At 71.2% G+C, this 26,620-nt stretch carries 27 protein-coding genes; 20 read left to right on the top strand and 7 right to left on the bottom strand.

The window, feature by feature from the left end; all coding sequences use genetic code 11:
- The first annotated feature begins 405 nt into the window (after window positions 1–405).
- The 8 genes from AB0B85_RS04865 to AB0B85_RS04830 all read left to right on the top strand — a co-directional run bounded on the left by AB0B85_RS04865 (window position 406) and on the right by AB0B85_RS04830 (window position 8,977).
- Window positions 406–2,250 carry a phosphoenolpyruvate carboxykinase (GTP) gene (locus AB0B85_RS04865; RefSeq protein WP_357403631.1) on the top strand — a complete coding sequence of 615 codons (1,845 nt, stop codon included), beginning with the start codon at window positions 406–408 and terminating at the stop codon, window positions 2,248–2,250.
- Between the two features lie 37 nt (window positions 2,251–2,287).
- A complete protein-coding gene (locus AB0B85_RS04860; RefSeq protein ID WP_357403629.1) occupies window positions 2,288–3,151 on the top strand; it encodes a hypothetical protein in 864 nt (287 codons plus the stop codon).
- Window positions 3,152–3,333: 182 nt separating this feature from the next.
- Window positions 3,334–4,224 (top strand): ABC transporter ATP-binding protein, encoded by an 891-nt coding sequence (locus AB0B85_RS04855; protein ID WP_357403627.1) that lies wholly within the window; start codon window positions 3,334–3,336, stop codon window positions 4,222–4,224.
- 1 nt (window position 4,225) lies between these two features.
- Entirely contained in the window at window positions 4,226–4,957 is a 732-nt protein-coding gene (locus tag AB0B85_RS04850; RefSeq protein ID WP_357403625.1) for an ABC transporter permease, read from the top strand.
- 20 nt (window positions 4,958–4,977) lie between these two features.
- Complete coding sequence (locus AB0B85_RS04845) at window positions 4,978–6,150, top strand: sensor histidine kinase (protein WP_357403623.1); 1,173 nt, start codon at window positions 4,978–4,980, stop codon at window positions 6,148–6,150.
- Complete coding sequence (locus AB0B85_RS04840) at window positions 6,147–6,752, top strand: response regulator transcription factor (protein ID WP_357403621.1); 606 nt, start codon at window positions 6,147–6,149, stop codon at window positions 6,750–6,752. Before AB0B85_RS04845 ends, AB0B85_RS04840 begins: the two co-directional genes overlap by 4 nt.
- Window positions 6,753–7,032: 280 nt before the next feature.
- Entirely contained in the window at window positions 7,033–8,175 is a 1,143-nt protein-coding gene (locus AB0B85_RS04835) for a geranylgeranyl reductase family protein (RefSeq protein WP_357403619.1), read from the top strand.
- 31 nt (window positions 8,176–8,206) lie between these two features.
- Window positions 8,207–8,977 carry an isoprenyl transferase gene (locus tag AB0B85_RS04830; RefSeq protein ID WP_357403617.1) on the top strand — a complete coding sequence of 257 codons (771 nt, stop codon included), beginning with the start codon at window positions 8,207–8,209 and terminating at the stop codon, window positions 8,975–8,977.
- A 40-nt stretch (window positions 8,978–9,017) separates the two neighbouring features.
- Here AB0B85_RS04830 and otsB read toward each other — a convergent pair whose 3' ends face one another.
- The 3 genes from otsB to AB0B85_RS04815 all read right to left on the bottom strand — a co-directional run bounded on the left by otsB (window position 9,018) and on the right by AB0B85_RS04815 (window position 10,869).
- Entirely contained in the window at window positions 9,018–9,842 is an 825-nt protein-coding gene (otsB, locus tag AB0B85_RS04825; RefSeq protein WP_357403615.1) for a trehalose-phosphatase, read from the bottom strand.
- A 67-nt stretch (window positions 9,843–9,909) separates the two neighbouring features.
- Window positions 9,910–10,263 carry a hypothetical protein gene (locus AB0B85_RS04820; RefSeq protein ID WP_357403613.1) on the bottom strand — a complete coding sequence of 118 codons (354 nt, stop codon included), beginning with the start codon at window positions 10,261–10,263 and terminating at the stop codon, window positions 9,910–9,912.
- Window positions 10,264–10,425: 162 nt separating this feature from the next.
- Window positions 10,426–10,869: an XRE family transcriptional regulator gene (locus AB0B85_RS04815; RefSeq protein WP_357403611.1), complete on the bottom strand. Its 444-nt coding sequence runs from the start codon at window positions 10,867–10,869 to the stop codon at window positions 10,426–10,428.
- A gap of 264 nt (window positions 10,870–11,133) precedes the next feature.
- On the opposite strand from AB0B85_RS04815, the gene AB0B85_RS04810 reads away from it, so the two are divergent.
- From AB0B85_RS04810 to AB0B85_RS04780, 7 genes are all read left to right on the top strand, one after another.
- A complete protein-coding gene (locus tag AB0B85_RS04810; protein WP_354995764.1) occupies window positions 11,134–11,478 on the top strand; it encodes a hypothetical protein in 345 nt (114 codons plus the stop codon).
- Window positions 11,479–11,509: 31 nt separating this feature from the next.
- Window positions 11,510–11,845, top strand: a complete 336-nt coding sequence (locus AB0B85_RS04805; protein ID WP_357076516.1) for a hypothetical protein — start codon at window positions 11,510–11,512, stop codon at window positions 11,843–11,845.
- A 414-nt stretch (window positions 11,846–12,259) separates the two neighbouring features.
- The gene (locus AB0B85_RS04800; RefSeq protein ID WP_357403609.1) at window positions 12,260–13,675 is read left to right on the top strand and encodes a PhoH family protein; all 1,416 of its coding nucleotides are present in this window, start codon (window positions 12,260–12,262) and stop codon (window positions 13,673–13,675) included.
- Window positions 13,676–13,951: 276 nt separating this feature from the next.
- The gene (locus AB0B85_RS04795) at window positions 13,952–14,629 is read left to right on the top strand and encodes a lytic transglycosylase domain-containing protein (protein ID WP_357403607.1); all 678 of its coding nucleotides are present in this window, start codon (window positions 13,952–13,954) and stop codon (window positions 14,627–14,629) included.
- Between the two features lie 112 nt (window positions 14,630–14,741).
- Window positions 14,742–15,395, top strand: a complete 654-nt coding sequence (locus AB0B85_RS04790) for a rhomboid family intramembrane serine protease (protein ID WP_357403605.1) — start codon at window positions 14,742–14,744, stop codon at window positions 15,393–15,395.
- A 106-nt stretch (window positions 15,396–15,501) separates the two neighbouring features.
- On the top strand, window positions 15,502–16,470 hold the full coding sequence (locus AB0B85_RS04785; RefSeq protein ID WP_357403603.1) for an NAD(P)/FAD-dependent oxidoreductase: 969 nt from the start codon (window positions 15,502–15,504) through the stop codon (window positions 16,468–16,470).
- A gap of 65 nt (window positions 16,471–16,535) precedes the next feature.
- On the top strand, window positions 16,536–18,323 hold the full coding sequence (locus tag AB0B85_RS04780) for a hypothetical protein (protein ID WP_357403601.1): 1,788 nt from the start codon (window positions 16,536–16,538) through the stop codon (window positions 18,321–18,323).
- A gap of 19 nt (window positions 18,324–18,342) precedes the next feature.
- On the opposite strand, the gene AB0B85_RS04775 is transcribed toward AB0B85_RS04780, so the two are convergent.
- Together AB0B85_RS04775 and glpX are read right to left on the bottom strand one after the other, a co-directional pair.
- Entirely contained in the window at window positions 18,343–19,281 is a 939-nt protein-coding gene (locus AB0B85_RS04775; RefSeq protein ID WP_357403757.1) for a DMT family transporter, read from the bottom strand.
- Window positions 19,282–19,310: 29 nt separating this feature from the next.
- On the bottom strand, window positions 19,311–20,342 hold the full coding sequence (gene glpX, locus AB0B85_RS04770) for a class II fructose-bisphosphatase (RefSeq protein ID WP_355027794.1): 1,032 nt from the start codon (window positions 20,340–20,342) through the stop codon (window positions 19,311–19,313).
- Between the two features lie 158 nt (window positions 20,343–20,500).
- Here glpX and AB0B85_RS04765 point away from each other — a divergent pair, with 158 nt between their 5' ends.
- The 3 genes from AB0B85_RS04765 to AB0B85_RS04755 all read left to right on the top strand — a co-directional run bounded on the left by AB0B85_RS04765 (window position 20,501) and on the right by AB0B85_RS04755 (window position 23,379).
- Complete coding sequence (locus tag AB0B85_RS04765) at window positions 20,501–21,364, top strand: DUF4245 family protein (protein ID WP_357403598.1); 864 nt, start codon at window positions 20,501–20,503, stop codon at window positions 21,362–21,364.
- Window positions 21,365–21,480: 116 nt separating this feature from the next.
- Entirely contained in the window at window positions 21,481–22,293 is an 813-nt protein-coding gene (locus tag AB0B85_RS04760; RefSeq protein WP_357403596.1) for a hypothetical protein, read from the top strand.
- A 234-nt stretch (window positions 22,294–22,527) separates the two neighbouring features.
- A complete protein-coding gene (locus AB0B85_RS04755) occupies window positions 22,528–23,379 on the top strand; it encodes a hypothetical protein (protein ID WP_357403594.1) in 852 nt (283 codons plus the stop codon).
- A 42-nt stretch (window positions 23,380–23,421) separates the two neighbouring features.
- Here AB0B85_RS04755 and AB0B85_RS04750 read toward each other — a convergent pair whose 3' ends face one another.
- Window positions 23,422–23,643, bottom strand: coding sequence for an exodeoxyribonuclease VII small subunit (locus AB0B85_RS04750; protein WP_357403592.1), 222 nt, complete (start codon window positions 23,641–23,643; stop codon window positions 23,422–23,424).
- A gap of 196 nt (window positions 23,644–23,839) precedes the next feature.
- Between AB0B85_RS04750 and AB0B85_RS04745 the strand changes: the two genes are divergently transcribed.
- Window positions 23,840–24,115 (top strand): DUF3349 domain-containing protein, encoded by a 276-nt coding sequence (locus AB0B85_RS04745; protein WP_357403590.1) that lies wholly within the window; start codon window positions 23,840–23,842, stop codon window positions 24,113–24,115.
- Window positions 24,116–24,136: 21 nt separating this feature from the next.
- Here the strand turns inward: AB0B85_RS04745 and xseA are convergent, their stop codons facing one another.
- On the bottom strand, window positions 24,137–25,363 hold the full coding sequence (gene xseA, locus AB0B85_RS04740) for an exodeoxyribonuclease VII large subunit (protein WP_357403588.1): 1,227 nt from the start codon (window positions 25,361–25,363) through the stop codon (window positions 24,137–24,139).
- A 257-nt stretch (window positions 25,364–25,620) separates the two neighbouring features.
- Here xseA and AB0B85_RS04735 point away from each other — a divergent pair, with 257 nt between their 5' ends.
- Window positions 25,621–26,607 carry a 4-hydroxy-3-methylbut-2-enyl diphosphate reductase gene (locus tag AB0B85_RS04735; RefSeq protein WP_357403586.1) on the top strand — a complete coding sequence of 329 codons (987 nt, stop codon included), beginning with the start codon at window positions 25,621–25,623 and terminating at the stop codon, window positions 26,605–26,607.
- The last annotated feature ends 13 nt before the right edge of the window (window positions 26,608–26,620 follow it).

The following is a 26,620-nucleotide window of genomic DNA, read 5'->3' as shown; positions in this document are numbered from 1 at the left end:
ACCGGTCAGCGGGGTAGCTACCGCAAGCGGGCGTGGTCGGCCGACGGAGCTGATCACCGTGCGCGAAACCGTCGTACGCAGCGTAACCAATTGGGAGGACTGACGCGGCTCGGAGCGGGAATCCACGCACCGGTCGGCGGGGCAGGTCCACGGCCCGACCACACCAAGCGTCTGCCGGGGTGCACAACAAGATTTGCGTGAAACTGCGCAGGAAAGCGGGTATCAGATCGTGATGCCGCAGCGTGACCGTAGCTTGTGCAGTTCTTCACAACCAGTCCCACTGACTCGGAAGGCTGCCCGGTTTACGCTGAGGCCAATCCCAGGTTTCCACGAAGGCGACGCATCGCGCCGCCGAGTCTCGTGCATCCCATAGATCGGTCAGCGTCGACCACAAGGAGATGTGTCATGGTTGCTCCGGCTGTTGTGCGGGGTATTGATCAGGCCCCGACGTCCCATCCGAAACTGCTCGCCTGGGTCCGCGAGGTCGCGGAACTGACCACCCCCGACCGGGTCGTCTGGGTGGACGGGTCCGACGAGGAGTGGCGCCGCCTCACCGACGAGCTGGTCGAAGCCGGCACCCTGATCCGGCTGAACCCGGAGAAGAAGCCCAACTCGTTCTACGCGCGTACCGACCCGACCGACGTGGCCCGGGTCGAGGAACGCACCTTCATCTGCTCCGTCGACGAGGCGGACGCCGGCCCCACCAACAACTGGATGGCGCCGGCCGAGATGAAGCGGACGATGACCGAGCTGTACCGCGGCTCGATGCGGGGCCGGACCATGTACGTGATCCCGTTCGTGATGGGCCCGGTCGAGGCCGAGTCCCCGATGTTCGGTGTCGAGATCACGGACAGCCCGTACGTGGTCGCCTCGATGCGCATCATGACGCGGATGGGCACCCGCGTCCTGGAGGCGATGGGCGACGACGCCAATTTCGTGCACGCGTTGCACTCGATCGGCGCCCCGCTCGCCCCCGGTCAGCAGGACGTCGCCTGGCCGTGCAACGAGACCAAGTACATCTCGCACTTCCCGGAGACCCGGGAGATCTGGTCGTACGGCTCCGGCTACGGCGGTAACTCGCTGCTCGGCAAGAAGTGCTACTCGCTGCGGATCGCCAGCGTGATGGGTCGCGACGAGGGCTGGCTCGCCGAGCACATGCTGATCCTCAAGATCACCTCGCCGGAGGGCAAGGTCCACCACATCGCCGGCGCGTTCCCCTCGGCCTGCGGCAAGACCAACCTGGCCATGGTGGAGCCGACCATCCCGGGTTGGAAGGTCGAGACCATCGGCGACGACATCGCCTGGATGCGGTTCGGCCCGGATGGCCGCCTCTACGCGGTCAACCCGGAGTACGGCCTGTTCGGCGTCGCGCCCGGCACCGACTGGAAGACCAACGCCAACGCCATGCGCACCCTGGACCGGGGCAACTCCGTCTTCACCAACGTCGGCCTCACCGACGACGGGGACGTCTGGTGGGAGGGCATGGGGGAGCCACCGGCGCACCTGATCGACTGGAAGGGCAACGACTGGACGCCGGAGAGCGACAGCCTCTCCTCCCACGCGAACAGCCGGTTCTGCACCCCGATCACCCAGTGCCCGATCCTCGCCGACGAGTACTTCGACCCGAACGGCGTACCGATCGACGCGATCCTCTTCGGTGGCCGGCGCAAGGACACCATCCCGTTGGTGACCGAGGCCCGCGACTGGGTGCACGGCGTCTACATGGGTGCGACCTTGTCGTCGGAGACGACGGCCGCCGCGTCCGGCGCGGTCGGCGTGGTCCGCCGGGACCCGATGGCGATGCTGCCGTTCATCGGCTACCACGCGGGCGACTACTTCCGGCACTGGATCGAGATGGGCAAGGGCACCGACGGCGACGAGGCGAAGCTGCCGAAGATCTACTACGTCAACTGGTTCCGCAAGGACCCCGACGGCTCGTTCCTCTGGCCGGGTTTCGGGGAGAACTCCCGGGTGCTCAAGTGGATCGTCGAGCGGATCGAGGGCACTGCCGACGCGGTCGAGACGCCGGTCGGCATGGTCCCGGCACAGGACGCGCTCGACGTCGAGGGTCTGGACATGACCCCGGAGGACGTCCGCATCGCGCTGAAGGTCGACCCCGACGAGTGGCGCAACGAGCTGCCGATGATCACCGAGTGGTTCGAGAAGTTCGGTGACAAGCTGCCGGGCGTGCTCTGGGCCGAGTTGGACGCGCTGCGCGCCCGCCTGGACGCCACGCAGCCGCAGCGGTAGGTGTGAAGATCGCCCCACGCGGGCATCATCTGATCCCATGAGGACGGCCGCCGAGACCCAGGTCCGGCGGCCGTCCGCCGTCCGGGTGCTCACCATCCTGCTCGCCACCACGGCCGCGGCCACCGTCGTGGTCGAGCTGCTCAACTGGTGGTACGCCCCGGAGCAGGGCTTCGGGCTGGCCGTGCGGACCGGCTGGGCGATGCTGCGCTCGTTCGGCTTCCTGTTGCTGATCGGGCACGTGCGTCGGGGTCGGACGGTGGCCCGCCCGTTCGGGCTGATCCTCGCGGTCACCACGGTCTTCGCGGTCGGGCGGCTGATCGTGCCCCGGCAGGGGGTGCCGCCGCTGCCCGGCCTGCTCGGCTTCGCCGTGCTCACCACGCTCTGCGTGGCGGTGGTCTGGCTGTTGTACCGCTCGTCGGCGCTCGCCGGGCACCTCGTCCGACACCGGCCCCGGCTGGTCATCGACCGCGACGGTTTCTCCTGGCGGGAAACCCCGCCGCGCCGGCCGGAGGCGAACGCCTGGCTGTTGACCAGCCGGGTGGCGGCGTTCACCTACAGCCCGCTGATGCTGGTGCCAGCCCTGGTGGCCGGTGGTTCGATCCTGGACGGTCGACTGACCGCGCTGCCGGCCGTGCTGTTCTGGTTCGGCGCCGGCATCGCGGCCAGCTACGCGGTGCTGTTCTGCACCGCGTTCCTGATGCGCGGCAAGGACTGGGCGCGGGGCCTGCTCGTCGGTGTCACAGTGGTAGTGCTCGCCGTGGATCTGCCGCTGTGCTGGTGGCTGCTGGGCGTGGACGGCCTGGTCCGCGACGGCGCCCCGCTGCTCGCCGCCGCGGCGCTGACGCTCTACGGCCTGCGCCGCGCGGCCCACGCCCCGCACCCCGCCCCAACCCCACCCTGACCCCCCACCCTGGCCCCCGTCGATCTTGCACGGCTCTGTCGCGACAAACAGGTGCGAAAGGTGCTAACCGGCGACAGAAGTGCAAAATAGCGGTCGGGGGCCGTAGCCCGGGACATTTGTCACTGCCCGGCCGGTATTGGCGGCTCTGCCGGCGGGCTCTGGGCGTTCGTAGCGTTCTGGGCATGGGTGACATCGTTGTACGTCTCACTGGACTGACCCGATCGTTCGGACCTGTGCGAGCCCTTGCCGGCATCGACCTGAGCATCGCGCGGGGCAGCATCGTCGCGCTGCTCGGGCCCAACGGCGCGGGCAAGACGACAGCCATCTCGATCATGCTCGGTCTCGCCCCGGCCGATGCCGGGACCGTGGCCCTGTTCGGTGGGTCTCCCACCGAGGCGGCCCGGGCCGGCCGGGTCGGCGCGATGCCGCAGGGGGCCGGGGTCGTGTCCGCCGCCACCGTTCGAGAGGTGATCGAGCTGGCCCGCGCGTTGTATCCGCGCCCGTCGGCCACCGATCGGATCCTGACGACGGCGGGGCTGACCGGCCAGGCGAATCGTCGGCTGGACCGACTCTCCGGTGGGGAGGCGCAGCGGGCCCGGTTCGCGTTCGCGTTGGCCGGCGGCCCGGAGCTGTTGGTCCTCGACGAACCCACCGCGAGCATGGACGTCGCCGCCCGGAGGGAATTCTGGGCTGCCCTGCGCCGGTACGCCGCCGAGGGCAACACCGTCCTGTTCAGCACGCACCAGTTGCACGAGGCCGACGAGTACGCCGATCGGATCGTGGTGCTGGCCGCCGGCCGGGTGGTTGCCGACGCGCCGCCCGCCCAGATCCGTGCCCTCGCGGGTAGCCGTACCGTCGCCTTCGACGTTGCCGGCGCAGCGATCACCGGGCTGGAGTCGCTGCCCGGTGTCCGCTCGGTGGAGGTGCGGGGCGACCGGGTGGTGCTCACCACCGACGATGCCGACGCCACAGTCATCGCGTTGGCGGGCACCCGCGGTTTCCGCGGACTGGAGGTCTCCGTCGCGCTGGAGCCCGCCTTCCTCACTCTCACCGACGCCGGAGGGGACAACTGACATGCGCGCCTATCTACGATTCGAGGTGCGTCGGCTGATCCGGGACCCGCGTCTCATGCTGTTCTCCGTCCTGGGGCCGGTGCTCACGTACCTGATCTTCTCCGGGTTCGCCGGTAGCGGTGACCAACTGGAGGGCGTGGCCGCGCCCGCCGCGCTCATGGTCGGCCTGGCCGGATACGGCGCCGTCGCGGGCGTGCTCTCGGTGGGGTCGGCGGTCGCCCAGGAGCGGGCGGTCGGCTGGCTGCACCAGCTCCGCGTCACCCCGTTGCCGCCCTGGCGGGCAGTCGTGACGAAGGCGCTGGTCAGCACCCTGACCGGGGTGCCGTCGGTGGTCGCGGTCGGTGTCGCCGGGCGGCTGCAACAGGACGTCCACCTGGACGCGGCCCGCTGGACCGCGCTCCTGCTGCTGTTGTGGGCCGGCTCGATACCGTTCGCCCTGGTCGGGCTCGCCATCGGCTACGGGCTCGCCCCGCAGGTGGCCCAGGTGGTCAATTTCCTGGCCTTCCTCGGCCTGTCGGTCCTTGGTGGCCTGCTGCTGCCGGTGACGTACTTCCCCGCCGCGTTGCGGCACCTGGCGCACCTGCTGCCGACCTACCGGTACGCCGAACTCGGCTGGCGGTCGGTCGCCGGGCTGCCGCCCACCCCGTCCGGGTTGGGCCTGCTCCTGGCCTGGACCCTGCTCTTCGCAGCGGTCGCGGCGTGGGCCTACCGGCGCGCGGCCGTGGGCCGTTGACCACCGATACGGTTTTCGCCATGCCTGATGCGGCCGACCTGCCTGGTACCGCCGACACGACGGTGTCCGTCGACCGCAGTCGGCGGCGCCGCGGCGTCGTGCTCGTGTTGGCTCACACGTTGTGGCTGTGGTTGCTGCTGCCCCCGGCCGCCACGATCGTGCGGGGAGAGGTCCACCCGGTGGCGATGGCAGCGGCCGGGCTGGCCCTCTTCGCCCTGCTCTATCTCGCCCTGGTGGCGGTCCCCGTGGTCGGACTGACCATCCGACCGGCCCTGCACCACGCCGGGCTGGCCCTGCTCGCGCTGCTCGGGGTGACGCTCGCTACCGCGTACGCCGGTGCCTCGGAGGGCTGGCTGGCCCTGCTGATGTACGTGTGCTCCGCCGGCGCGGTGGGACTGGTCCAGGTCGGGTGGGGCTTCGGCTGGGTCGGTGGCAGCGTCGTGGCGGTGCTGGTGATCGGGGTGGCCCGACGTCTGCCAGCCGACAACATGGCCCAGATCGCGCTGATCACGCTGCTCGCGGGTGCCATGACGCTGGCGTTCGCCCGGGTGGCCCGTCTGGTCGACGAGTTGCGCCGCACCCAGCGAGAGCTGGCCCGCACGGTGGTGGAGCGGGAACGACTCCGGTTCGCCAAGGACCTGCACGACCTGCTCGGCCACACGTTGTCGCTGGTCGTGGTCAAGGCCGAGGTGGTACGCAGGCTGGCTCCGACAGACCCCCAGCGGGCCACCGTGGAGGCAGCCGACATCGAGCGGATCGGTCGCACCGCCCTCGCCGAGGTACGGGAGGCGGTCACCGGCTACCGCGAGCACAGCTTCGGCCGGGAGTTGGACAACGCCCGTACCGTCCTGGCGGATGTCGGCATCGCGGTCAGCGTGCGGATGGGAGGGCAGCTCGACGTCGAGACCGACGACGTGTTCGCGTGGGTGCTCCGGGAGGGGGTGACGAACGTGCTGCGACACAGTCGGGCGTCACGGTGCGACATCAGGATCGACACCGACGCCGACGGATCGGTGCTCACCGTTCGGGACAACGGGGTGGGTGGCCGGCCGACCTTCGGCAACGGTCTGCGTGGTCTCACCGAGCGGCTGGAGCAGGCGGGCGGCACCCTGGAGGTCGGTCCGGCGCGCGGCGGAGGTCTGCTGCTCACCGTCCGGGTTCCCACGAGCCGGATCGCGACGGTGACCGGATGATCCGGCTGCTGCTCGCGGAGGACCAGGGCATGATGCGCGGCGCGCTGGCCCTGTTGTTGAACCTTGAGGCCGACATGCAGGTGGTCGCCGAGGCCCGCACCGTGGCCGAGTCGTTGGAGGCGGCCCGCACGAGCCGTCCGGACGTGGCACTGCTCGACATCGAGATGCCCGACGGCAGCGGTCTGGACACCGCGGCGATCCTGCGGGAGCAGTTGCCCGAGTGCCGGGTGCTGATCCTCACCACGTTCGGTCGTCCCGGTTACCTGCGACAGGCGATGGAGGCCGGCGCGGCGGGCTTCCTGGTCAAGGACGGGCCGGTCGAGCAGCTCGCGGTCGCCGTCCGCCGGGTGCTGGCCGGCGAGCGGGTGATCGATCCGGCGCTCGCGGCGGCGGCGCTGTCGGCCGGCCCGAACCCGCTCACCGAGCGGGAGCGGGACGTGCTGACCGCTGCCGTGGACGGTGCCACCATCGCCGACATCGCCGCCCGCCTGCACCTGTCCGAGAGCACCGTCCGCAACTATCTGTCGGCCGCCATCGGCAAGACCGGAACCCGCAACCGGATCGAGGCGGCCCACCACGCCCGCGCCAACGGCTGGATCTGACGTCAACCCGCCCTGGTGCGCCACGCCCCCGCCCCGACCCCGACCGCGTCGATCATGGAGTCGTGGTGCCCGGCTTGCCACTGTGCGCGTATTACGTCTACCACCACAACTCCATGATCGACGTCGCGAGTCCGGGAACCGCGCCGTGCGGCATCGGTACTGGTGAGCGGGCGGGGGGCAGGATGGCGGGTGGCGTCGGCCACAGCGGCTGGCGTCCGCGACGCGGGCGGATCGCCGGACGGGGTAGGAACCGGCCGCCCACCGAACAGAGGGAGGCGCGGTGAGCGACGAGTTCGACGTGGTGGTGGTGGGCGCGGGGCCGGCCGGGGCGGCCGCCGCGTTGACGGCACGCCGGGCGGGCGCCAGCGTGCTGCTGCTGGACCGGGCCGACTTCCCCCGGGACAAGGCGTGTGGCGACGGGATCGCCGCGCACTCGGTGGACGTACTTGCCGAGTTGGGGGTGAGCGAGGCGGTGGCGGGCTACGCGCCGCTGCCCGCGTTACGCATGATCGCGCCGGGTGGCGGCGCCGTGGCGCGGGCGCTGCCCCGACCCGCGTACACGGTGCCCCGGGAGGTTTTCGACGCGCGGCTGGTGGCGGCGGCCGTGGCGGCCGGCGCGCAGTTGCGCAGGCACACAGTGCGCCGGGTCGAGCCGCGCGCCGACCGGGTGGTGCTCGACGGCGAGTTGTCGGGGCGCGTGGTGGTGGGTGCCGACGGCGCCGGTTCGGTGGTACGCCGGGCGCTCGGCCACCCGCAGAATCCCGACCGGCACCTGGCGCTTGCCATCCGGGGGTACGCGCCGGCCCTGCCCGGCCCGTCCGAGCAGCTCATCGTCACGTCGCGGGCGCGCTGGCCGGCGTACGCCTGGTCGTTTCCGATCGGCGACGGACGGGCCAACGTCGGGTACGGGGAGGTGCTGCGCGGTGAGCCGTTGAGCCGGGCCTACCTGCTGGACCGGCTGGCCGCGCTACTGCCCGACACCGATCCGGGGACGGTGACCGCGCTGCGCGCCCATCACCTGCCGCTGTCCACCCACCGACCGACACCGGGGCGGGGTCGCGCGTTGCTCGCCGGAGACGCGCTGTCACTTATCAATCCGTTCACCGGGGAGGGCATCTTCTACGCGTTGCTCTCCGGTGCGCTCGCCGGTGCGGCAGCGGCCCAGGCACCCGAGGCGGCCGCGCAGCGCTACGCCCACGGGTTGCGCCGCCGTCTCGGCACCCACCTGCGGCACAGCTCGGTCGCGGCCTGGTTGGCCCGGCGTCGTCGAGTGGTGGACGCGGCGGTCCGGGCGGCCCGGCGCGACGACCGGGTGTTCTATGACGTGGTCGAGCTGGGACTGGGTGACGGACGCCTCACCGCCCGTACGCTGGCGATGATCGGCATCGGTCTGCCGGGCGGGGATGGGGCTCCGAGGCGGTGATCTGGTCGAAGGGTCGCTACGCTGCTAGGTGATGACGCTGCGGAACCTTATCTACTCCGTGTACGAGCGCCGGCTCACGGCGAAGCTCGCGGGTAAGCCGGTGCCCCGGCACGTCGGGGTGATGTGCGACGGCAACCGCCGCTGGGCGAAGGAGATGGGCTTCGTCGACCCGAACGACGGGCACCGGGTCGGCGCGGCAAAGATCAAGCATGTTCTCGGCTGGTGTGACCAGGCCGGCGTCGGGCACGTGACGCTCTACCTGCTGGCCACCGACAACCTGCGCCGGCCGGCCAGCGAGCTGGACCCACTCCTCAAGATCATCGAGGACCTGGTGGTGGAGCTGTCGGAGGAGGGCAATCCCTGGCGGCTGCGCATCGTCGGGGCGCTCGATCTGCTCCCGGCGCAGACCGCGGCGGCGCTCAAGGGCGCCGAGGAACGCACCCGCGAGCGCACCGGCGGCGCGGAGGTCAACATCGCGGTGGGCTACGGCGGTCGCCGGGAGATCACCGACGCGGTCCGCTCACTGCTGTTGGAGCACGCCGCCGCCGGCGGCACGCTCGAGGAGTTGGCCGAGGTGCTTGACGTCGAGCACATCTCCGAGCACCTCTACACCCGTGGCCAGCCCGATCCCGACCTGGTCATCCGCACCAGCGGAGAGCAGCGGCTGTCCGGCTTCATGCTCTGGCAGTCCGCGCACTCGGAGTTCTACTTCTGCGAGCTCAACTGGCCGGATTTCCGGCACATCGACTTCCTGCGCGCACTGCGCTCGTACGCGACCAGACAACGCCGCTACGGCGTCTGAGCCGGCGGCGGGCGACGCGCCTGTCGTCGCGCCGGCCGGGTCAGGGCAGGTGGGTCAGTGCCTGGGTGAGGAAGTCGCCAAGGGCGGCCGGGGACTCGATCGTCAGGTCGGCGGCGTTCGCCACCTCGTGGCCGGTCTCCGGGTTGGCCACCGCCACGCAGACGCCGAGGAAGTCCGGGTCGGCGGTGGCGCGGGCGCGCAGCGCGGCGAAGGCCTTGATGTCCGAGACGTCGTCGCCGAAGTACCAGGCGCCGGTGGCGCCCTTGATCGCCTCGCCGATCACCATGCCCTTGTCCCGGTCGACAGGTGGTTTGAGCTCCAGCACCATCCGCCCGGCCTGCACGCGCAGCCCCAGTCGGTCGGCCTGGGCCTGCCCCCACTGCTGCACCGTCGAGCCGAGCTGCGGGGCGGTACGCCAGTGCAGGGCGACGGAGAGCCGCTTGTATTCCACGAGCGTGCCGGGCGGCAGCTCCGCCCGGGCGAGGTCGGCCAGCTCCACCATTGTCGGCACCCAGGGCAACGCGGCCGGCTCGGTGACGGTCTCCCCGCCGGAGTGGCTGTGCTCCAGCCCGTAGAGGCCGTAGAGGTCCACGCCTTCGAGCCCGCCGAGCTGATCCCGGAGGAACTCGACGGGCCGGGCGGAGACGATCGCGACCCGCTGCACGACCAGGGCCAGTGCCTCGATCGCGGCCAACGCCTTGGGCGCCGGTCGTACCGCGCTCGGATCGTCGTCGACGGGCGCGAGCGTGCCGTCGAAGTCGAAGAAGAGCACGGTACCGGCCGCCCGGCGGGCGGTGGTCCGCCAGGCCTGGTCGGCGTTCAACGGGGTTCTCGGCTGGTGATTGCCCAGATTCAACGGCGGCACGCGCGTCAGCGTACCCCGGCGATCCAGGCTCATTCCTGGCCGAGCGGACCCGTTGCGCGGTGGGCGATCAGCGTTCGGCGGCTCCTCGTCCACGCCGGCCGAACGGCACCACGGCCGCGTCCTGGCCGTGGCTCAACAGGTAGCCCTCCACGAACCCGGTGTTGCGATCTCCGGTGTGGTTCTCGATCTCGTTGAGCCGGGCCACCAGGAACTCGGTGAGCGCGCTGATCCGGTCGTTCATCCGCTCGTGCAGCTCGGCGACGACGGCCAGGATGACCGCGGTGCCGGCGGTGATGAGTACGAAAAGGTTGACGAGCAGCGGAAGCTGCCCGCCGTTGACCGCGAGGGTCACCGCGTTGCCGGTCGCCCACAGTGTCATCGACACGGTCGCGACCACGACTGCCAACCACTTCAGGGTCATGGACAGACCCCTCCTTTTGTCCCGCAGGGCTGGGTTCGGCCTTGTCCCGTCCCCCCGCCGATGACGAGCCCAAGCAGTACGAGTACGGACGCTAGCGTGCCCGTTCCGGCCCCGGAGGCAAACGAATGAACCTGACCAGGCGTTCTTTCGCCATCTGAGGAACTAGCCTGCTTGATTGCCTCTATTTCGGACATCGACCGGCAGCGTTGGGCGGTATGCGAGATATCTGATGGTTTCCCGGATGTGGAACTTCTCCGCGTCCGAGACGTTCGGATCGACAAGTCGGCGGAGCAGGGCTTCCACGTCCGGGTCCATCGGAGGGGTGGGCTGGCCACCGCGCGGGCCGGTCGCGGTGCGGTCCCAGCCGAGCGCGGCGAAGGCGGCGGCCGGGTTCAGCCCCAGGCCCTCGCAGAAGGCGACCACCCGTTCGGCCTCCGGGTCGCTGGCCCAGTCGCCCCGGACCCACCGGTTGATGGTCTGTCGGGAGACCCCGGTGCGCCGGGAAACCTCGGTGCCACTCCAGGCTCGGGTCGCGCGTGCCTCGTCCAGGGCGCGGCGGACGAAGGTGGCGAAGGCGATCTTCCGCGCATTGGCCGTCTCGGTCACCCCGTGACCGTACGGCCAGCCGGTGGTGGGCGTGCGCCCCGGCTCGCCACTGTCACGCATACGTGACGGGATCTTCGGATTTCCGGTAAACGATTCAGTGCCACTGTTGAGGGGTGTCACGCGGGCAGAATAGATGCCCGTAGTGGTGAGCGTAAGCGGACGAAAAGCTGATACTGTCACGCCCATGGGACAATCTACGGTGTGTCACGTGCATGAGACGATTGGTGCTCACATGCGTCACGCCCCCGGTTCCGAGGGGGTGTGGTGACCGAGCTCGCCACCCGCGCCCAGGCCTTCGGGCTGATCGCCGAGGGGGTGGCCGCGGGGCTGACCGCCCCCTGGCGCCTCTACCTCGCCCGAGGCTGCCGCTACCTGTCGCTGAGCGTCGGCGACCGCGCCGAGTGGAACGCCTGGCGTACCCACCTCGGCTGCCCGGAGTTGAGCGTCCGGGTCTACGACGCCGGCGGTGAGATCCGCCGTTCCTCGGTGGCCGAGATCGTGCTGGACGGCTGCCGGATCAGCGTCGAGTTGGTCGAGGAGGTCAGCACCGACGACCTGGACCGGCTACTCGTCGCGGATCCCACAACGATCGAGCCGGAGGAGCGATGACCGGGCTTCCGGGCCGGGCCGGGGTCGCCCGATGAGCCCGTTCCTCGCGGTATTCCTCGTCCTCGTGCTCGGCGCGACAAGCTACGCGGCCGGCCGGTTGCACGGGCAGCTCAGTTACCGCATCGGCTACCGCTTCGGCTACCGGCAGGGTTACTTCGACGGTGACCGGGGCGCCTGGAACCGGCGGCGCCGCGACGCCCAGGCCGCGATCGCCTCCGCCCTGTCGGTCTCCCCGGCGGGCGTCGTCCGCTCGGCCAGCACCGTCGCCCGACCCGGCACCACGTACACCGGCTCGTCGTTCAGCGCGCCGGCCGCCCCGATCACCGGGCGGCACCCGACCGGCACGCTCGTTCGACGTACCGGTTGAGGTCGGTCGGCGAGCGTGCGCCCGCCGACCGGCACCACCGACGCGGTGCGTCGTCCGCGGCGGACACGCACCGTCGGGGTCACGTCAGACCGGTGACAGTGACCCCAACCGGCCGGGGTGCGCGCAGGGGGCATGCATCCCGGCCGGTTCCGCCCTGCCCGCCACTGGCCTTCGTGGTGGTCAGCGGCCCGGGGAAGCCGCGTTCACCCGCCCGTCTAGGTAGATCCACGTCCGACCCCTAGCCGGAAGGGTCAGTCGGGGCTAGCGTCTAGGCATGGCACGGGGTTCTCCCGAGCCAGCCGGTCCGCCCGGATCTGCGACCTCGCGCACGGGGTTCCGCATCCGACCCCGTGTCCCCGGGCACCGGAGGAGGCGGAACACGGGTGGCGGGTGCCCATCCGTCGGAGCAGGCCTGTGACGACTCGCCGTACCACCGCCGGTGCCGACCAGAGCCCGGCCGCGACTGCCACGACCCGCCGTGCCACCCGGAGCCGCCGTTCGGCGGCCGCCGCGCCGGCCGACCCGAAGGAGCCGCGACCAGCCGGCCAGGCCTTCGTCCTGGACACTTCCGTGCTGCTCTCCGACCCGGCGGCGTTCCACCGGTTCGCGGAGCACGAGGTGGTGCTGCCCCTGGTGGTCATCACCGAACTGGAGGGCAAGCGGCACCATCCCGAGCTGGGTTGGTTCGCCCGTCAGTCGCTGCGGATGCTCGACGACCTGCGCGTCCGCCACGGCCGGCTGGACACGCCGGTGCCCGCCAACGACGTGGGCGGCACCCTGCGGGTGGAGCTCAACCACACCGACGACGGCGTGCTGCCGCCCGGTTTCCGGACCGAGAGCAACGACGCCCGGATCCTCTCCGTCGCGCTCAACCTCGCCGCCGAGGGGCGGGAGGTGACCCTGGTCAGCAAGGACATGCCGCTGCGGGTCAAGGCGGCGTCGGTGGGCCTGCGCGCCGACGAGTACCGCCACGGCCAGGCCAGCGATCCGACCTGGACCGGCATGTCCGAGCTGAACCTGGGCGACGAGCAGATCGGTCGGTTGTACGCCGGCGAGACACTCGACCTCGACGAGGCGGCCGGTCTGCCCTGTCACACCGGCCTGGTGCTGCACTCGGGGCGGGGCTCCGCGCTCGGTCGGGTGCTGCCGGACAAGTCGGTCCGGCTGGTCCGCGGCGACCGTGAGGCGTTCGGTCTGCACGGCCGCTCCGCCGAGCAGCGCATCGCCCTCGATCTGCTGCTCGACGAGTCCATCGGGATCGTCTCGCTGGGCGGCCGGGCCGGCACCGGCAAGTCGGCGTTGGCGCTCTGCGCCGGGCTGGAGGCGGTGATGGAGCGCCGCCGGCACAAGAAGGTGATCGTGTTCCGCCCGCTGTACGCCGTCGGCGGCCAGGAGTTGGGCTACCTGCCGGGCTCGGAGTCGGAGAAGATGTCGCCGTGGGCCCAGGCGGTCTTCGACACGCTCGGTGCTGTGGTGCACGAGAACGTGCTTGAGGAGGTCACCTCGCGGGGCATCCTGGAGGTGCTGCCGCTCACCCACATCCGGGGGCGCAGCCTGCACGACGCCTACGTGATCGTGGACGAGGCCCAGTCACTCGAGCGCGGGGTGTTGTTGACAGTGCTGTCCCGGATCGGGCAGGGCTCCCGGGTGGTGCTCACCCACGATGTGGCGCAGCGGGACAATCTGCGGGTCGGCCGGCACGACGGGGTGACAGCGGTCATCGAGGCGCTCAAGGGTCACCCGCTCTTCGCCCACGTCACGCTCAGCCGGTCGGAGCGGTCGCCGATCGCCGCGATGGTCACGGATCTCCTGGAGGACATCCCGATCTGACGGTGTTTATGTGGGCTTTTGTCCGCATTTTTAGTGTGGCGCAGATCACAAACAGTGCTGTTGGTTTCCCATCAGCCTCACTGTGCGCAATCGTGTCCCACGAGCGTCCACGCACCACGAGGATCGTTGGTGATCGAACGTCGCGAGGCGGACGACATCGGCGGCGGTCGGTGCGTCGCCGCGACCGGCAGACGGTCGGGGCGCTCGTGGCACGGCTGACGGTCCACCTGTGGCCGCTCCGCGCCGCGTCCGTGCCCCCGACGAAGGGACCACTTCGTGAGTCGGCTGTGGAGCCGGTTGGGCGCCCGTACGGCTGCTGTGGCGCTGCTCTCCGTGGGCGTTGCCGGCGGCTTCTACCTGGGCGAAAACCGGGAAACCCAGCAACAGGGGCTGACCGAGCAGGTCAGCCGCGAGGTCGACCAGGCCGACCTCGCGTACCAGCGCGAGCGGCAGGCCGCCCACCAGGTGCAGTTCTCCAAGCAGCGGGCCGCCGAATACCAGGCCAAGCTGCGGGCGGCCCAGGCCGCCAAGGAGGCCGCCGAGCGAGCCCGCAAGGCCGAGGCCGCCGCGGCGTCCCGCAAGCGCGAGCGGGCCGCTGCCAACGCGCCCGCCAAGCCGTACGAGGGGCCGATCCCGGCGTCCTGCGAGGAGTTCAGCGGCAACCGCAAGATCGGCTGCGCCCTGATGATCGACAAGGGCTTCGGCATCTCCGAGTTCCCCTGCCTGGAGAAGCTCTGGACCAAGGAGAGCGGCTGGAACCACAAGGCCGCCAACACCTCGTCCGGTGCGTACGGCATCCCGCAGGCCCTGCCGGGCAGCAAGATGGGGACGGTCGCCGCGGACTGGCGGACCAACCCGGCCACCCAGATCACGTGGGGGCTGGGCTACATCAAGGGCAGGTACAACTCGCCCTGCGGTGCCTGGAGTTACTTCCAGAGTCACGGCCACTACTGACGACGTCGACGGCGGGGCGGGTGGACGACCACCCGCCCCGCCGTCGCGCGTACGTCGTCCTCAGCCGGGACGCGAGTGGCGGTCGGCCGCATTTGCTGATAGCAGTTGTCAGGTGACCCTGCACCCGCCAAGCGGCGACCCCAACCGGTTCGGCACCGAGGCGTTCTACGCCGCGCTCGGCCGGGCGTTCGTCGCCATGTGCGCGGTGGTCCCGTTCCTCTTCCTCATCGAGGCCGTCGACCAGGGGCTCGCGTTCGGCCTGGACGCCAACGCCGGCATCATCCCGCAGCGCATCGAAGGGTTGGACGGGGTCTTCTTCTCCCCGTTCCTGCACCACGGCTTCGACCACCTCTACAGCAACAGCATCCCGCTGATCCTGCTGGGCACCTTCGTGCTGGCGGCTGGCGCCCGCCGCTTCCTCTGGTCGACCCTGATCATCATCCTGGTCAGCGGGCTCGGCGTCTGGTTCACCGGCTCGCCCAACTCGGTGGTTGTCGGCGCCAGCGGAGTCATCTTCGGCTACCTCGGCATCCTGCTCACCCGGGGCATCGTCGAACGCAGCTGGTGGAACTTCGCGGTCTTCCTGCTTGTCGGCCTGCTCTACGGCTGGCAACTTGTCGGCATCCTCCCCACCGACGAGCGGATCTCCTGGCAGGGCCACCTGTTCGGCCTGCTCGGTGGGGTGGTGGCGGCGATCCTGTTCCGTCGTCGACGCCCGACGGTGGACGGGCCGGACTACTCCGGTTCCACGCTCAGCATGCCCTGACCAATTCCCCGGCGTGGCTCCTGAGACGTGCTTGCCGGACCGCCGCCGCCCGCCTACGGTCGAGATCAGCAAGCGTTGATCCGTAAGCGGAAAGCGACGGTACGCCATGCGTGAGGTCGATATCGCCGTGATCGGGGCCGGTCCGGCCGGTCTCTTCGCCGCGTACTACGCCGGGTTCCGGGGGCTGTCGGTGGCGGTGATCGACGCGCTGCCCGAGCCCGGTGGTCAGGTCACCGCCATGTACCCGGAAAAGCTGATCCTCGACGTGGCCGGCTTCCCCGCCATCAAGGGCCGGGACCTGGTGGCCAACCTGGTCGCCCAGGCCGCCCCGTTCGCACCCCGGTACCTCCTCAACACCCGTGCCGAGAAACTCTCGTACGCCGACGGCCGCCCGGTGCTCGGCCTGGCCGGGGGCGAGCAGCTCAGCTGCGGCGCGGTCGTGATCACCGGCGGCCTCGGCAGCTTCAGCCCGCGCCCACTGCCGTGCGCCGACGGCGCTCCCGGCACCGGGATCGTCTACTTCGTCACCCAGCCGGCCGAGCTCGCCGACCGGGACGTGCTGATCGTCGGTGGTGGCGACTCCGCCTTCGACTGGGCGTTGGCGCTGCAACCACTCGCCCGATCGGTGACCCTGGTGCACCGCCGGGAAAAGTTCCGGGCGCACGCCTCGACGGTCGCCCGAGTGCTCTCCCTACCGGTACGGGTGGTGGTGAACGCCGAGGTCAGCCGCCTGATCGGGGAGGGCGCGGTGACCGCCGCCGAGGTGACCGTCCGCGGTGGTGCCACCGAAACGCTGCCGGTGGACACCGTGGTCGCCGCGCTGGGCTTCACCGCCGACCTGGGCCCGCTGGCCGAGTGGGGGCTACGGCTGGACCGCCGGCACATCCTGGTGGACAGCGCGATGGCCACCAACCTGCCCCGGGTGTTCGCCGCGGGCGACATCACCGAATACCCGGGCAAGGTGCGGCTGATCGCCACCGGCTTCGGTGAGGCGGCGACGGCGGTCAACAACGCGGCGGTGGCCATCGACCCGAGCGCACACCTTTTTCCGGGGCACTCCTCCGACGCCGGCTGACCGTCGGTATCGGACTCGGACCGACCCGTGTCCGGATCGAGACACCTCGGTCGGACCCTGAGAGGATGACCGGCCCCGAGGCACGGCACGACGGCGCACCGACGACCCTTTCCTGGCTCGGCCACCCCACCACCCTGCTCGCCCTGGTCCTGCTGCCTGTCAACGACCATGTGCTGAAGCCGGCCTTCCCCGGCCCGCTGACCGGCAAGCTGAGCGACGTCGCCGGCCTGGTGCTCGCCCCGCCGCTGGTCGCGGTGCTGCTGACCCTCCTGGTGCCGCGGTTGCCGGCTCGGGTGGCCGCGCTGAGCGGGCTGGTCGCGGTGGGCGCCGGGTTCGCGCTCGTCAAATCCAGCGGGTACGCCGCCGAGGTGGCCTCGTCGGCCTGGACCGTGCTGGCCGGGCCGTCGCTGGTCCGGGCCGACCGGACCGACCTGCTGACCCTGCCGGCGCTCGGTCTGGCCCTGTGGAGTTGGACCCGGTCACGTCGCCGACCGGTGCGCCGACGCACCGCCCGGCTGGTCCGACTGTTCGTGCTGCTGCCGCCGGCGGTGCTGGCGGTGGCCGCGACGAGCGTGCTGCACTTCCCGTACGCGGTGGGCACCGCTCTGCTCGACGGTCAGCCGGCGGTGTCGATCGGCTCGGGCTACGACAATGAGAGTTGGCCGGTTGAGCCAGCCGACGGCAAGTGGTCGGTGAGTGCGGACGGGGGGAACACCTGGCGACCCGCCGAGGTCGCCGAGGAACAGCTGTTGTCAGGGCCGGAGGTCGGGCAGCGGCAGGCGTGCGTGCCGGCCCAGCCGCAGCGGTGTTACCGGGTGGTCCCCAATCACCTGCGGGTGGAGCAGAGCGACGACGCCGGTACGACGTGGCAGGTGGCCTGGGAGGTGTCGGACACGCGTCGGGAGGCGTTCGCCCGCCGGTTCGACAGTCCGGGCGACATCAGCCAGCACTTCGCCTCCCGTGATCTGATCGTCTATCCCGCCGGCGCCGGTGGCCACGAGGTGCTTGTCGCAAACGGTCGGGACGGCTTCCTGCGCCGGGGGTCGGACGGCGGGTGGCGACGGGACGGCTTCCCCGGCCAGCGGGACACCCCGGACACCCGCTGGAACGATCCGACAGTGCTGGAACGGGGCGAGCCCGGCGACCGCCAGACCGATGTGTTGCTCGCCTTCGCGCTCGCGCTGAGCCTCGGTGTCACTGTCACAGTGCTCGCCGCCCACCTGGCGATCCGACGTGCTGGAGGGCCACGCTGGTGGGGAGTCGCCGGCAGCGGGGTGATGCTGGCCGCGGGGATCGTGCTGGCCCTGGCCTGGGAGCGCAACGACGACTACTCGACATTCGATTCCCTGATGGTCGTCGTTCTGCCGGCGTGCCTCCTGACGGCGGTGACCCTGATGGTCCGAGCCTCCTACCAGGGGGCGCTGCCCCGCTGGATCGGATGGGCCCTGGCCGGGCTCCTGCTCACCGTCGTCATGGCCGGGCTGCCGCTCATCGGTTGGCTGCACGGCACCCCGTCGCAGACCCGGTTCGCGGTGTTGCTCGCCCTGTTGGGCACGGTGCCGGGCATGCTGCTGGCCCTCCGGATCGCCGGGTTGGTCGACCCGGTCCGCGCGTTCGAGAACAGGTACCCGCCGCGCCCGCCCTATCCGCCCTACCCGAGCGCGCCCTACCCTCCGCGTCCGCCGGCGGCGTCTGATCTGCCGTACCCGAGCGCGCCCCACCCTCCGCGTCCGCCGGCGGCGTCCGATCCGCCCTACCCGAACGCACCCCACCCTCCGCGCCTACCGGCGGCACCTGACCCGCCTCCGCCGCAGCTCCGGCCGCCCTACCCGGCGCAGCTCCCGCCGGACTGACCGTTCGGCGACGCCCCGGTCAGCGGCGGGCCGGTGGTGCCAACGCCGCGATCAGCACCGCCACCATTGTCAGCGCGGCACCGAGCAGGGTGTTCAGGCCCGGGTGGGAGGCCGCCGTGGGCAGCACCAGGTCCAGCAGGACCGCCCCCACGATCTGGCCGGCGATCGTGGCCAGGCCGAGCAGCAGTACCCCGGTGAACCGCACGATCGCGGCGGCGATCGCGATGAACACGATGCCGATCGGGCCGCCCAGGTAGAGCCACGGCTCGCTCGGCAGGTGACCGGTCGGCCAACCGCGTACCGCGAGGTCGATGGCGAACGCCACGAGCAGGGTGACGGTGCCGACGGCGAAGTTGACGAGTGTCGCGGTCAACGCGCTGTCGGCCGCCGCCCGGACCCGCCCGTTCACCGCCTGCTGCCAGGCGGTGCCCATCCCGGCGACCAGCGGCAGCAGGGCCAGCGCCAGCGTGCCCGGGGTGCCGAGCCGGTCGCCGACCGCCAGGCCGACAGCGAGCACGGTGAGCGCCGCGCCGGCCAGCCGTTGCCGGGTCACCGGCTGTCGACCGGTCGGACCGATGCCGGCCCGGTCCACGGCGAGGCTGCTACCGGACTGACCGGCGACCACGGCCACGGTGAAGACCGCGACGCCCAGCGTGCCGATGGTGAGGCCCTGGGAGGCCACCAGGAATGCGCCGCACATGCCACCGAGGCACTGCCACGGCCGCAGCGTGCCAGTGGTGAGCGCACGCCGCACCCGGATCAGGCCCCGCCGTCCGGCCGCGGTGGCGGGCACCAGCACCAGGAGCACCAACAGGCCGATGCCGAACGAGATGATCGCGGCGGCGAAGCCGTCGCCGAGGCGTACTCCCAACTCGCCGTTGATCCGGGACTGCAACGCCACCGCGACCCCGGAGACGGACGCCAGCGCGACGCCGGTGATCCGGCGGGCGGCCGACAGGCTCTGCGGTGTTTCCGTGTGGACGGCTGTCACTCCTGCTCGGCCAACGGACGACCGTCGAAGTCGACAGCGGAGTAGAGCGCCAACTTCTCCAGCCGGTGGTACGAGTCGATCACCCGGATGGTGCCGCTCTTCGACCGCATCACGATCGACTGGGTGTACGCGCCGCCGGCCCGGTACCGCACCCCGCGCAGCAGGTCCCCGGAGGTCACCCCGGTCGCCACGAAGAAGCAGTTGTCCCCGGTGACCAGGTCGTCGGTGCCCAGCACCCGGTCCAGGTCGTGCCCGGCGGCGAGCGCCTTCTCCCGCTCCTGCTCGTCGCGCGGCCAGAGTTTGGCCTGCATCGCACCGCCCATGCACTTCAGGGCGCAGGCGGAGATGATGCCCTCCGGCGTGCCGCCGATGCCCATCAGCACGTCGACCTCCGACTCGCCCCGGGCGGCCGCGATGGAGCCCGCGATGTCACCGTCGGAGATGAACCGGATGCCCGCCCCGGTCCGGCGGATCTGGGTGACCAGGTCGTCGTGGCGGCTGCGGTCCAGCACGCAGACCGTGACCTCGGAGACGTCGGTGCCCTTGACCTTGGCGATCCGGCGCAGATTTTCGGCCACCCCGGCGTTGATGTCCACCACGTCGGCGTACGCCGGCCCGACGGCGAGCTTCTCCATGTAGAAGACGGCGCTGGGGTCGAACATGGCGCCCCGTTCGGAGACGGCCAGCACCGCGACGGCGTTCGGCATGCCCTTGCTCATCAGCGTGGTGCCGTCGACCGGGTCGACGGCGACGTCCACCTCGGGGCCGGTGCCGTCGCCGACGTGTTCGCCGTTGAAGAGCATCGGGGCGTTGTCTTTTTCGCCCTCACCGATCACCACCACGCCGCGCATCTGGATCGAGTTGATCAGCTTGCGCATGGCGTCGACGGCCGCGCCATCGCCGCCCTCCTTGTCTCCCCGACCCACCCACCGACCGGCCGCCATCGCGGCGGCCTCGGTGACCCGGACCAGGTCGAGGGCGAGGTTACGGTCGAGATCCTGTGGGATCCGCGTCCTGGTGTTCGTCATGACGGCTGCTCCTCCTCGCGACGGTGCGGGGACGGCCGGCGGCGGAGCGGACCCGCTGCCGGCTTTGTCGCTGATCCTCACACGATGGCCGACCGGGCGTCGGCGCGGGGCGGTGATGGCCTGGATACCGCCGGTCGGGCGGCTGCGAAGATGGTGGGGTGGAACCCGCACAGCCTGCCGACCGCGTACCCGCCGACCGCACGCCACCCGACGGTCAGCCGCCGGTCGACGCCGAGCCCGCCGCGACCGGTCCGACGGCGCCGGCCACCGGCGAGCCGGCCCTTGTCGCCGGTGAGTCGTCTCCGTCTGCCGACGAGCCGGCCCATGTCGTCGGTGGCTCGTCTCCGGCTGCCGGCGAGCCGGCCCTCGTCGCTGGTGAGCGAGCGCCGGCTGCTGGTGAGCCGGCGCCGGACCCGTCGGCGCGGCCTTCGGTCGCCCGACCGGGTGATGCCGCCGATGCCACGGGGACCGGTGAGCGGCCCGCCCCACCGCCACGGGTGGCTGCGGCGTCGACCAAGGCCGAGCGCTCGCCCAAGGACATGGCGATCTCGCTGTTGGTGCTGCTGATCCCGATCGCGCTGCTGCTGGCGTTCTACAGGGGTTTCCTCGGCGGCGACCAGCCCACCACTGTCGATGCGGCCCCGGCGATCGAGCAGGCGCGCTCGGCGAACACCTTCCCGGTGAGTGAGCCGCAGGGGCTTGGCTCCGGCTGGCGTACGGTCAGCGCCCGCTACCAGACCGTCGAGGGCGGCGCGAACCTGCGGATCGGCTACCTGACGCCGGAGGGGCGGGGTGTCCAGCTGCTGCAGAGCAACGTCCCCGCAGAGCGACTGCTCCCCGTCGAGCTGACCGACCAGAGTCAGCCACAGGGTCCGACGGAGCTGGCCGGGCGCACCTGGCAGCGCTACACGGCCCGGGGGAACCAGCAGGCGCTGGTTCTGCTGGAACCGACCCGCACAGTGCTCGTCGTCGGTGACGCCCGGGACAACGAGCTGCGCGAACTCGCTGGCGCGCTGCGCTGACAGCCTGAGATCGATACGCCCCCGCATCGCCGGGCGGGATCCGTTACGCTCCCTCGGCTCGGTCCGGTCCGCACGATGCGGCCGGGCCATGTCCATCCTGGTGAAGTGAGATCTCAGTGAACATTCGACGGTGGAGCTTCGGCTTCCTCGCCGCCACCCTGCTCGTCCCCGGCCTGGCCGCGTGCAAGTCCGACGCTGCCGAGCCGGCCGCCGCATCCAGCCCGGCCGCGCCGGCCGTGCCGGCCGACCCGAAGGAGGCGCTGCTCGCCTCCACGAAGGAGGCCGCCAAGGGCGACTTCACCTTCACGCTGGCGGGCGCCAACCTGGCCGGCAGCGGCCTGGTGCACAAGCCGAGCAACAGCGCGCAGTTGACCATGAAGCTGGGCGACGCCTCCCAGGACGTGTCGATGGAGATGGACCTCATCTACATCGACTCGGAGAGCTGGGTGAAGTTGGACGTCGGCGGTGCCATGGCCGCCATGGTCCCCGAAATGGCGAAGAACAAGGGCAAGTACCAGCACCTCGACAAGACCAAGGTCAAGGGCATCAAGGACCTCCAGCTCGACCCGGAGGCGCTCGACCCGACCGACAGCGAGACGCTGGTCAAGGCCGTGACGGACGTGCAGAAGACCGGCGAGGGCACCTACGCCGGCAAGATCGACATCAGCGCCTCCGCCGAGTCGGTCGCTCTCGACGAGGATGTCGTCACCGCGCTGGGCGCGCAGGCCAAGGCGCTGCCGTTCACCGCCAAACTGGACCCGCAGGGTCGCCTCACCGAGTTGGTCATCTCGGTGCCGGCCGCCGGCGAGACCGCCGCGCACGACATCAAGATCGGGTACGCCGGCTACGGCGCCGGCACCGGCGCGAAGAAGCCGCCGGCGGACAAGGTCGTCGAGGCCTCGGCTGCGACGTACGAGATGTTCAAGTAGGTCGGCACGACGGATCGGGGTGGCCCTGGGCCACCCCGATCCCGCTTTTCGGGGCAGGTTGGCGCGAGCAACCGGACGATAAGGGTGATTGTTCGACGCGTCGACTGGGAACAAGGAGGGAGTGACCCGGGCGCGTTGCTCGGCCCGGATCGCGCGGCGTGGCCGACGGTGCTGCCGCGTCGCCCGGTGTCCGGCGCCGTCAAGGTGGTCGGGTGACCCTCTTGGGAGACACATATGACTGTTCGACGACTCAGCGCCGGCCTGCTGGCCGCCGCCCTGATCACGCCCGCGCTGGCCGCCTGCGCCAGCGGCGGAAACGGCACCACCGGCTCGACCGCCGCCCCGACGGTGACCGCGTCCGGCACGGCGGCCCCCTCCGGTGCCCCGGCGGCTGGTGACGCCAAGCAGGCGCTGCTCGACTCCACCAAGGCGATCAGCAACGGAAACTTCCGGTTCACCCTCGCCGGTGCCGGCTCCACGGCCGAGGGGCAGGTGCACCAGCCGAGCCAGAGCGCGGCGATGAAGTTCGCCATCGGCGGCCCCTCATCCGACCTCGCGATGAAGCTCGACGTGATCCACTTCAAGCCGGACAGCTGGGTGAAACTGGAGCTGACCGGACCGACCGCCGACAGCCTGCCCGCCATCAAACAGCTCAACCTCGGCAAGTACCAGCACCTGGACCAGGCCCGGATCAAGGGCAACCGCAACCTCGGCTTCGACTTCGACAAGGTCGACCCGGCCGGCAGCGCGGTGCTGACCCAGGGCATCACCGAGGTCCGCAGCACCGGCACCGGCGCGTACGCGGGCACCATCGACATCACCAAGGCCGCCGAGGCGGGCTCGCTGAACGCGGCCACGATCGCCGCGCTGGGCACCCAGGCGAAGACGGTCCCGTTCACCGCGAAGGTGGACCCGCAGGGCCGGCTCAGCGAACTGGTGCTGCAGTTGCCAGCCGCCGGGCAGACCGCCGCCCAGGAGATCAAGATGACGTACTCCGACTACGACGCCGCCACCGCCGCGCAGAAGCCGCCAGCGGACCAGGTCGTCGAGGCGCCGGCCGAGCTGTACAGCCTGTTCAACAACTGACCTGCCCGCGTGGGGCGGCTCCGGCCGCCCCACCGGCGTCGGTCAGGACCCGGGCTCCGGCCGGGCGGCGTCGATGCGTGCCCGCGCGCCGTCCAGCCAGCGTTGACAGATCACCGTCAGCGCCTCACCACGCTCCCAGAGCGCCAGCGACTCCTCCAGGGACGTGCCGCCGGCCTCCAGCCGTTCGACCACCGACGCCAGCTCGGCGCGGGCCTGCTCGTAACTGAGCCGCTCGTCCGGCCCGGCATCCTTCTCGTCGCTCATCGCACCCATCCCACCACACCGGCGGCGGGCTGCCCGGCCGCGGGTCCGCCTGCCGGCCGGCGCGTCGTGGCACGCGAGACGTCCCGTCCGAGCGCGATCCGATCCGCACCGCTGACTGCGACCTCGCGGGGCGCAGTCGCCCCGAGGTGGATCTCGACGTCGCAGTCCATCAGTCGAACTCGTTCAGGAGGTCGTCGTGCTGCCGGACTGGCTCCTGCCGTCCCTGCACGTCCTCCGTCGGGCCTATCCGGACGGCCTGCCGGAGAAGGACTACCTGCCACTTCTCGTCGTGATGTCCGAGGATTTCTCCGAACGAGGGCTTGCCCGCCTGGTCGCGGAGTTCGTCGACGGTGAGGTAGTGGTCGTGGAGAACGATGCCGCTGCGGCGCTGAGCACCCGACGGCCACTGCCGGCGGAGGTGGAGCGCGTTCGGGCTCACCTGGCCGCATCGGGTTACGAGCCGGACGTGTGACACGGGCGGGGATGCCCAGGCTCAGCCGTCGACGGTCGCGCTCAGCTCGCCCTCGGCGAGGCGTACCCGCAGGGGGTCGCCCTTGCCCACCTCGGCCGCCGCGCGCACCACGTGGCCGTCCGTGCGCTGCACGATCGCGTACCCCCGGTCGAGGGTGGCGGCGGGGGAGAGCGCGCGCAGCCGGGCGAGGGTGTGCCGCAGATCATCGTCGGCGGCGGTGAGCCGGTGATCCAGGCAGCGGCCGGCCCGCTGGCGCAGCGCGGCCAGCTCGGTGGCCCGATGCTCCACCATCACCTGCGGGCGGGCCAGCACCGGCCGCGACCGCAGCCCGTCGAGCCGGTGCGTCTCCCGGTCCACCAGGTTGCGGACCGCCCGTTCGAGGCGGTGCCGGGCCTGGCCGATGAGGCGTACCTCCTCGGTGAGGTCGGGGACGATCCGCTTGGCCGCGTCGGTGGGGGTGGAGGCCCGCAGGTCGGCGACGTAGTCGATGAGTGGCGCGTCGGTCTCGTGGCCGATGGCGCTGACCACCGGGGTACGGCAGGCGAAGACGGCCCGGCAGAGCGCCTCGTCGGAGAAGGGGAGCAGGTCCTCGATGCCGCCACCGCCCCGGGCGATGACGATCACGTCGATGCTCTCGTCGGCGTCGAGCACCTTCAGCGCCGCGACGATGTCGGGCACCGCGGCGGCCCCCTGTACGGCCACGTTGACGGTGCGGAACTCCACCGCCGGCCAGCGCCGCCGGGCATTGGTCAGCACGTCCCGCTCGGCGGCCGACGCACGGCCCGTGATCAGCCCGATCCGGTTGGGGAGGAACGGCAGCCGACGCTTACGCGTCCGGTCGAAGAGCCCTTCGGCGGCGAGCAGCTTCTTGAGCTTCTCCAACCGGGCCAGCAGCTCACCGAGCCCCACCTGGCGGATCTCGTCGGCGCGCAGGCTCAGGGTGCCCCGGGCGGCGTAGAACTCCGGCTTGGCGTGCAGCACCACGCGGGCACCCTCGCGCAGCTCCGGGGCGCCGGCGTCCAGTACGTCCCGGTTGGTGGTGACGGTCAGGCTCAGGTCGGCCGACGGGTCACGCAGGGTGAGGAAGACGGTGCTGGCCCCGGGGCGGCGGCTGATCTGCGCCACCTGCCCATCCACCCACACCCAGCCCAGCTTGGCGATCCATGCCCCCACCTTCTGCGACACGACCCGAACGGGCCAGGGCTCCTCAGCGCTGCTCCGGGCCCCGCCCCCAGCCCCAGTCCCCATCCCAGCCCCAGTCCCAGTCCCAGTCCCCACCCCAGCCCCCGCCCCAGCCCCAGCCCCAGCCCCAGCCCCCAAGCTCACCCGCCCACCCTACGACCCGGCCCGCCTGACCCGGCCCGCCTGACCCGTCGATCATGAAGTTATTGCCCTCTGTGTCGGCGTGTCGCAGCGCTAACTTCATGATCGACGAAGGTGGGGGTGGGTTCGGGGTGGGGTTGTGGTGTGGTGGCCGTTGGGGGGTTGGCACGTACGATGGGTGGGTGACTGAGGCTGAGGCGACTCTCCGGACCGGCAAGCGCGTGCTCCTGGCGAAGCCGCGCGGCTACTGCGCCGGCGTGGACCGCGCGGTGCAGACCGTCGAGGAAGCACTGAAGCTCTACGGCGCCCCGATCTACGTGCGCAAGCAGATCGTGCACAACAAGCACGTGGTGCAGACCCTGGAGGCCCAGGGCGCGATCTTCGTGGAGGAGAACGAGGAGGTGCCGGAGGGGTCCACCGTCATCTTCTCCGCGCACGGCGTCGCCCCCGAGGTCTACGAGCAGGCCAGGCAGCGCTCGCTGAAGGCGATCGACGCGACCTGCCCGCTGGTCACCAAGGTGCACCACGAGGCGAAGCGGTTCGCCGCCGAGGACTACGACATCCTGCTCATCGGCCACGAGGGGCACGAGGAGGTCGTCGGCACCGCCGGTGAGGCCCCCGCGCACATCCAACTTGTCGACGGGCCGGACGGCGCTGACAAGGTCACCGTCCGCGACCCGGAGAAGGTGGTCTGGCTCTCCCAGACCACGCTCTCGGTCGACGAGACGCTGGAGACGGTGGCCCGGCTCAAGCAGCGGCTGCCGCTGCTGCAGTCCCCACCCAGCGACGACATCTGCTACGCCACCTCCAACCGGCAGCACGTGGTCAAGGAGATCGCCCCCGAGTGCGACGTGGTGATCGTGGTCGGCTCGACGAACTCCTCCAACTCGGTCCGACTGGTCGAGGTCGCCCTGGACGCGGGCGCCCGCGCCGGTCACCTTGTCGACTTCGCCCACGAGATCGACGACGCCTGGCTGGAGGGGGCCAACACTGTCGGCCTGACCTCCGGCGCGAGCGTCCCGGACGACCTGGTCCAGGAGGTGCTCGCCTACCTCGCCGCCCGGGGCTTCGCCGACGTCGAGGAAATCACCACCGCGAACGAGCGGCTCACGTTCTCCCTCCCGCAGGAGCTGAAGCGGGACATGAAGGCAGCGGCGGCGCGCGGCTGATCGCGGGAACGAA

It is taken from the genome of Micromonospora sp. NPDC049044 (assembly GCF_040649215.1).
GTDB lineage: Bacteria > Actinomycetota > Actinomycetes > Mycobacteriales > Micromonosporaceae > Micromonospora.
The sequence above is the reverse complement of the archived record's forward strand: the minus strand, read 5'-3'. Positions and strand labels throughout refer to the sequence as shown.

Coding starts and splice junctions, on each gene's coding strand:
- AB0B85_RS04830 (WP_357403617.1), top strand. CDS start 8,207: ATGACGCTGCGGAACCTTATCTACTCCGTGTACGAGCGCCGGCTCACG.
- AB0B85_RS04780 (WP_357403601.1), top strand. CDS start 16,536: ATGACCGGCCCCGAGGCACGGCACGACGGCGCACCGACGACCCTTTCC.
- AB0B85_RS04850 (WP_357403625.1), top strand. CDS start 4,226: ATGCGCGCCTATCTACGATTCGAGGTGCGTCGGCTGATCCGGGACCCG.
- AB0B85_RS04855 (WP_357403627.1), top strand. CDS start 3,334: ATGGGTGACATCGTTGTACGTCTCACTGGACTGACCCGATCGTTCGGA.
- AB0B85_RS04750 (WP_357403592.1), bottom strand. CDS start 23,643: ATGAGCGACGAGAAGGATGCCGGGCCGGACGAGCGGCTCAGTTACGAG.
- AB0B85_RS04865 (WP_357403631.1), top strand. CDS start 406: ATGGTTGCTCCGGCTGTTGTGCGGGGTATTGATCAGGCCCCGACGTCC.
- AB0B85_RS04840 (WP_357403621.1), top strand. CDS start 6,147: ATGATCCGGCTGCTGCTCGCGGAGGACCAGGGCATGATGCGCGGCGCG.
- AB0B85_RS04805 (WP_357076516.1), top strand. CDS start 11,510: ATGAGCCCGTTCCTCGCGGTATTCCTCGTCCTCGTGCTCGGCGCGACA.
- xseA (WP_357403588.1), bottom strand. CDS start 25,363: ATGGGGACTGGGGCTGGGGGCGGGGCCCGGAGCAGCGCTGAGGAGCCC.
- AB0B85_RS04860 (WP_357403629.1), top strand. CDS start 2,288: ATGAGGACGGCCGCCGAGACCCAGGTCCGGCGGCCGTCCGCCGTCCGG.
- AB0B85_RS04755 (WP_357403594.1), top strand. CDS start 22,528: ATGACTGTTCGACGACTCAGCGCCGGCCTGCTGGCCGCCGCCCTGATC.
- glpX (WP_355027794.1), bottom strand. CDS start 20,342: ATGACGAACACCAGGACGCGGATCCCACAGGATCTCGACCGTAACCTC.
- AB0B85_RS04820 (WP_357403613.1), bottom strand. CDS start 10,263: ATGACCCTGAAGTGGTTGGCAGTCGTGGTCGCGACCGTGTCGATGACA.
- AB0B85_RS04845 (WP_357403623.1), top strand. CDS start 4,978: ATGCCTGATGCGGCCGACCTGCCTGGTACCGCCGACACGACGGTGTCC.
- AB0B85_RS04785 (WP_357403603.1), top strand. CDS start 15,502: ATGCGTGAGGTCGATATCGCCGTGATCGGGGCCGGTCCGGCCGGTCTC.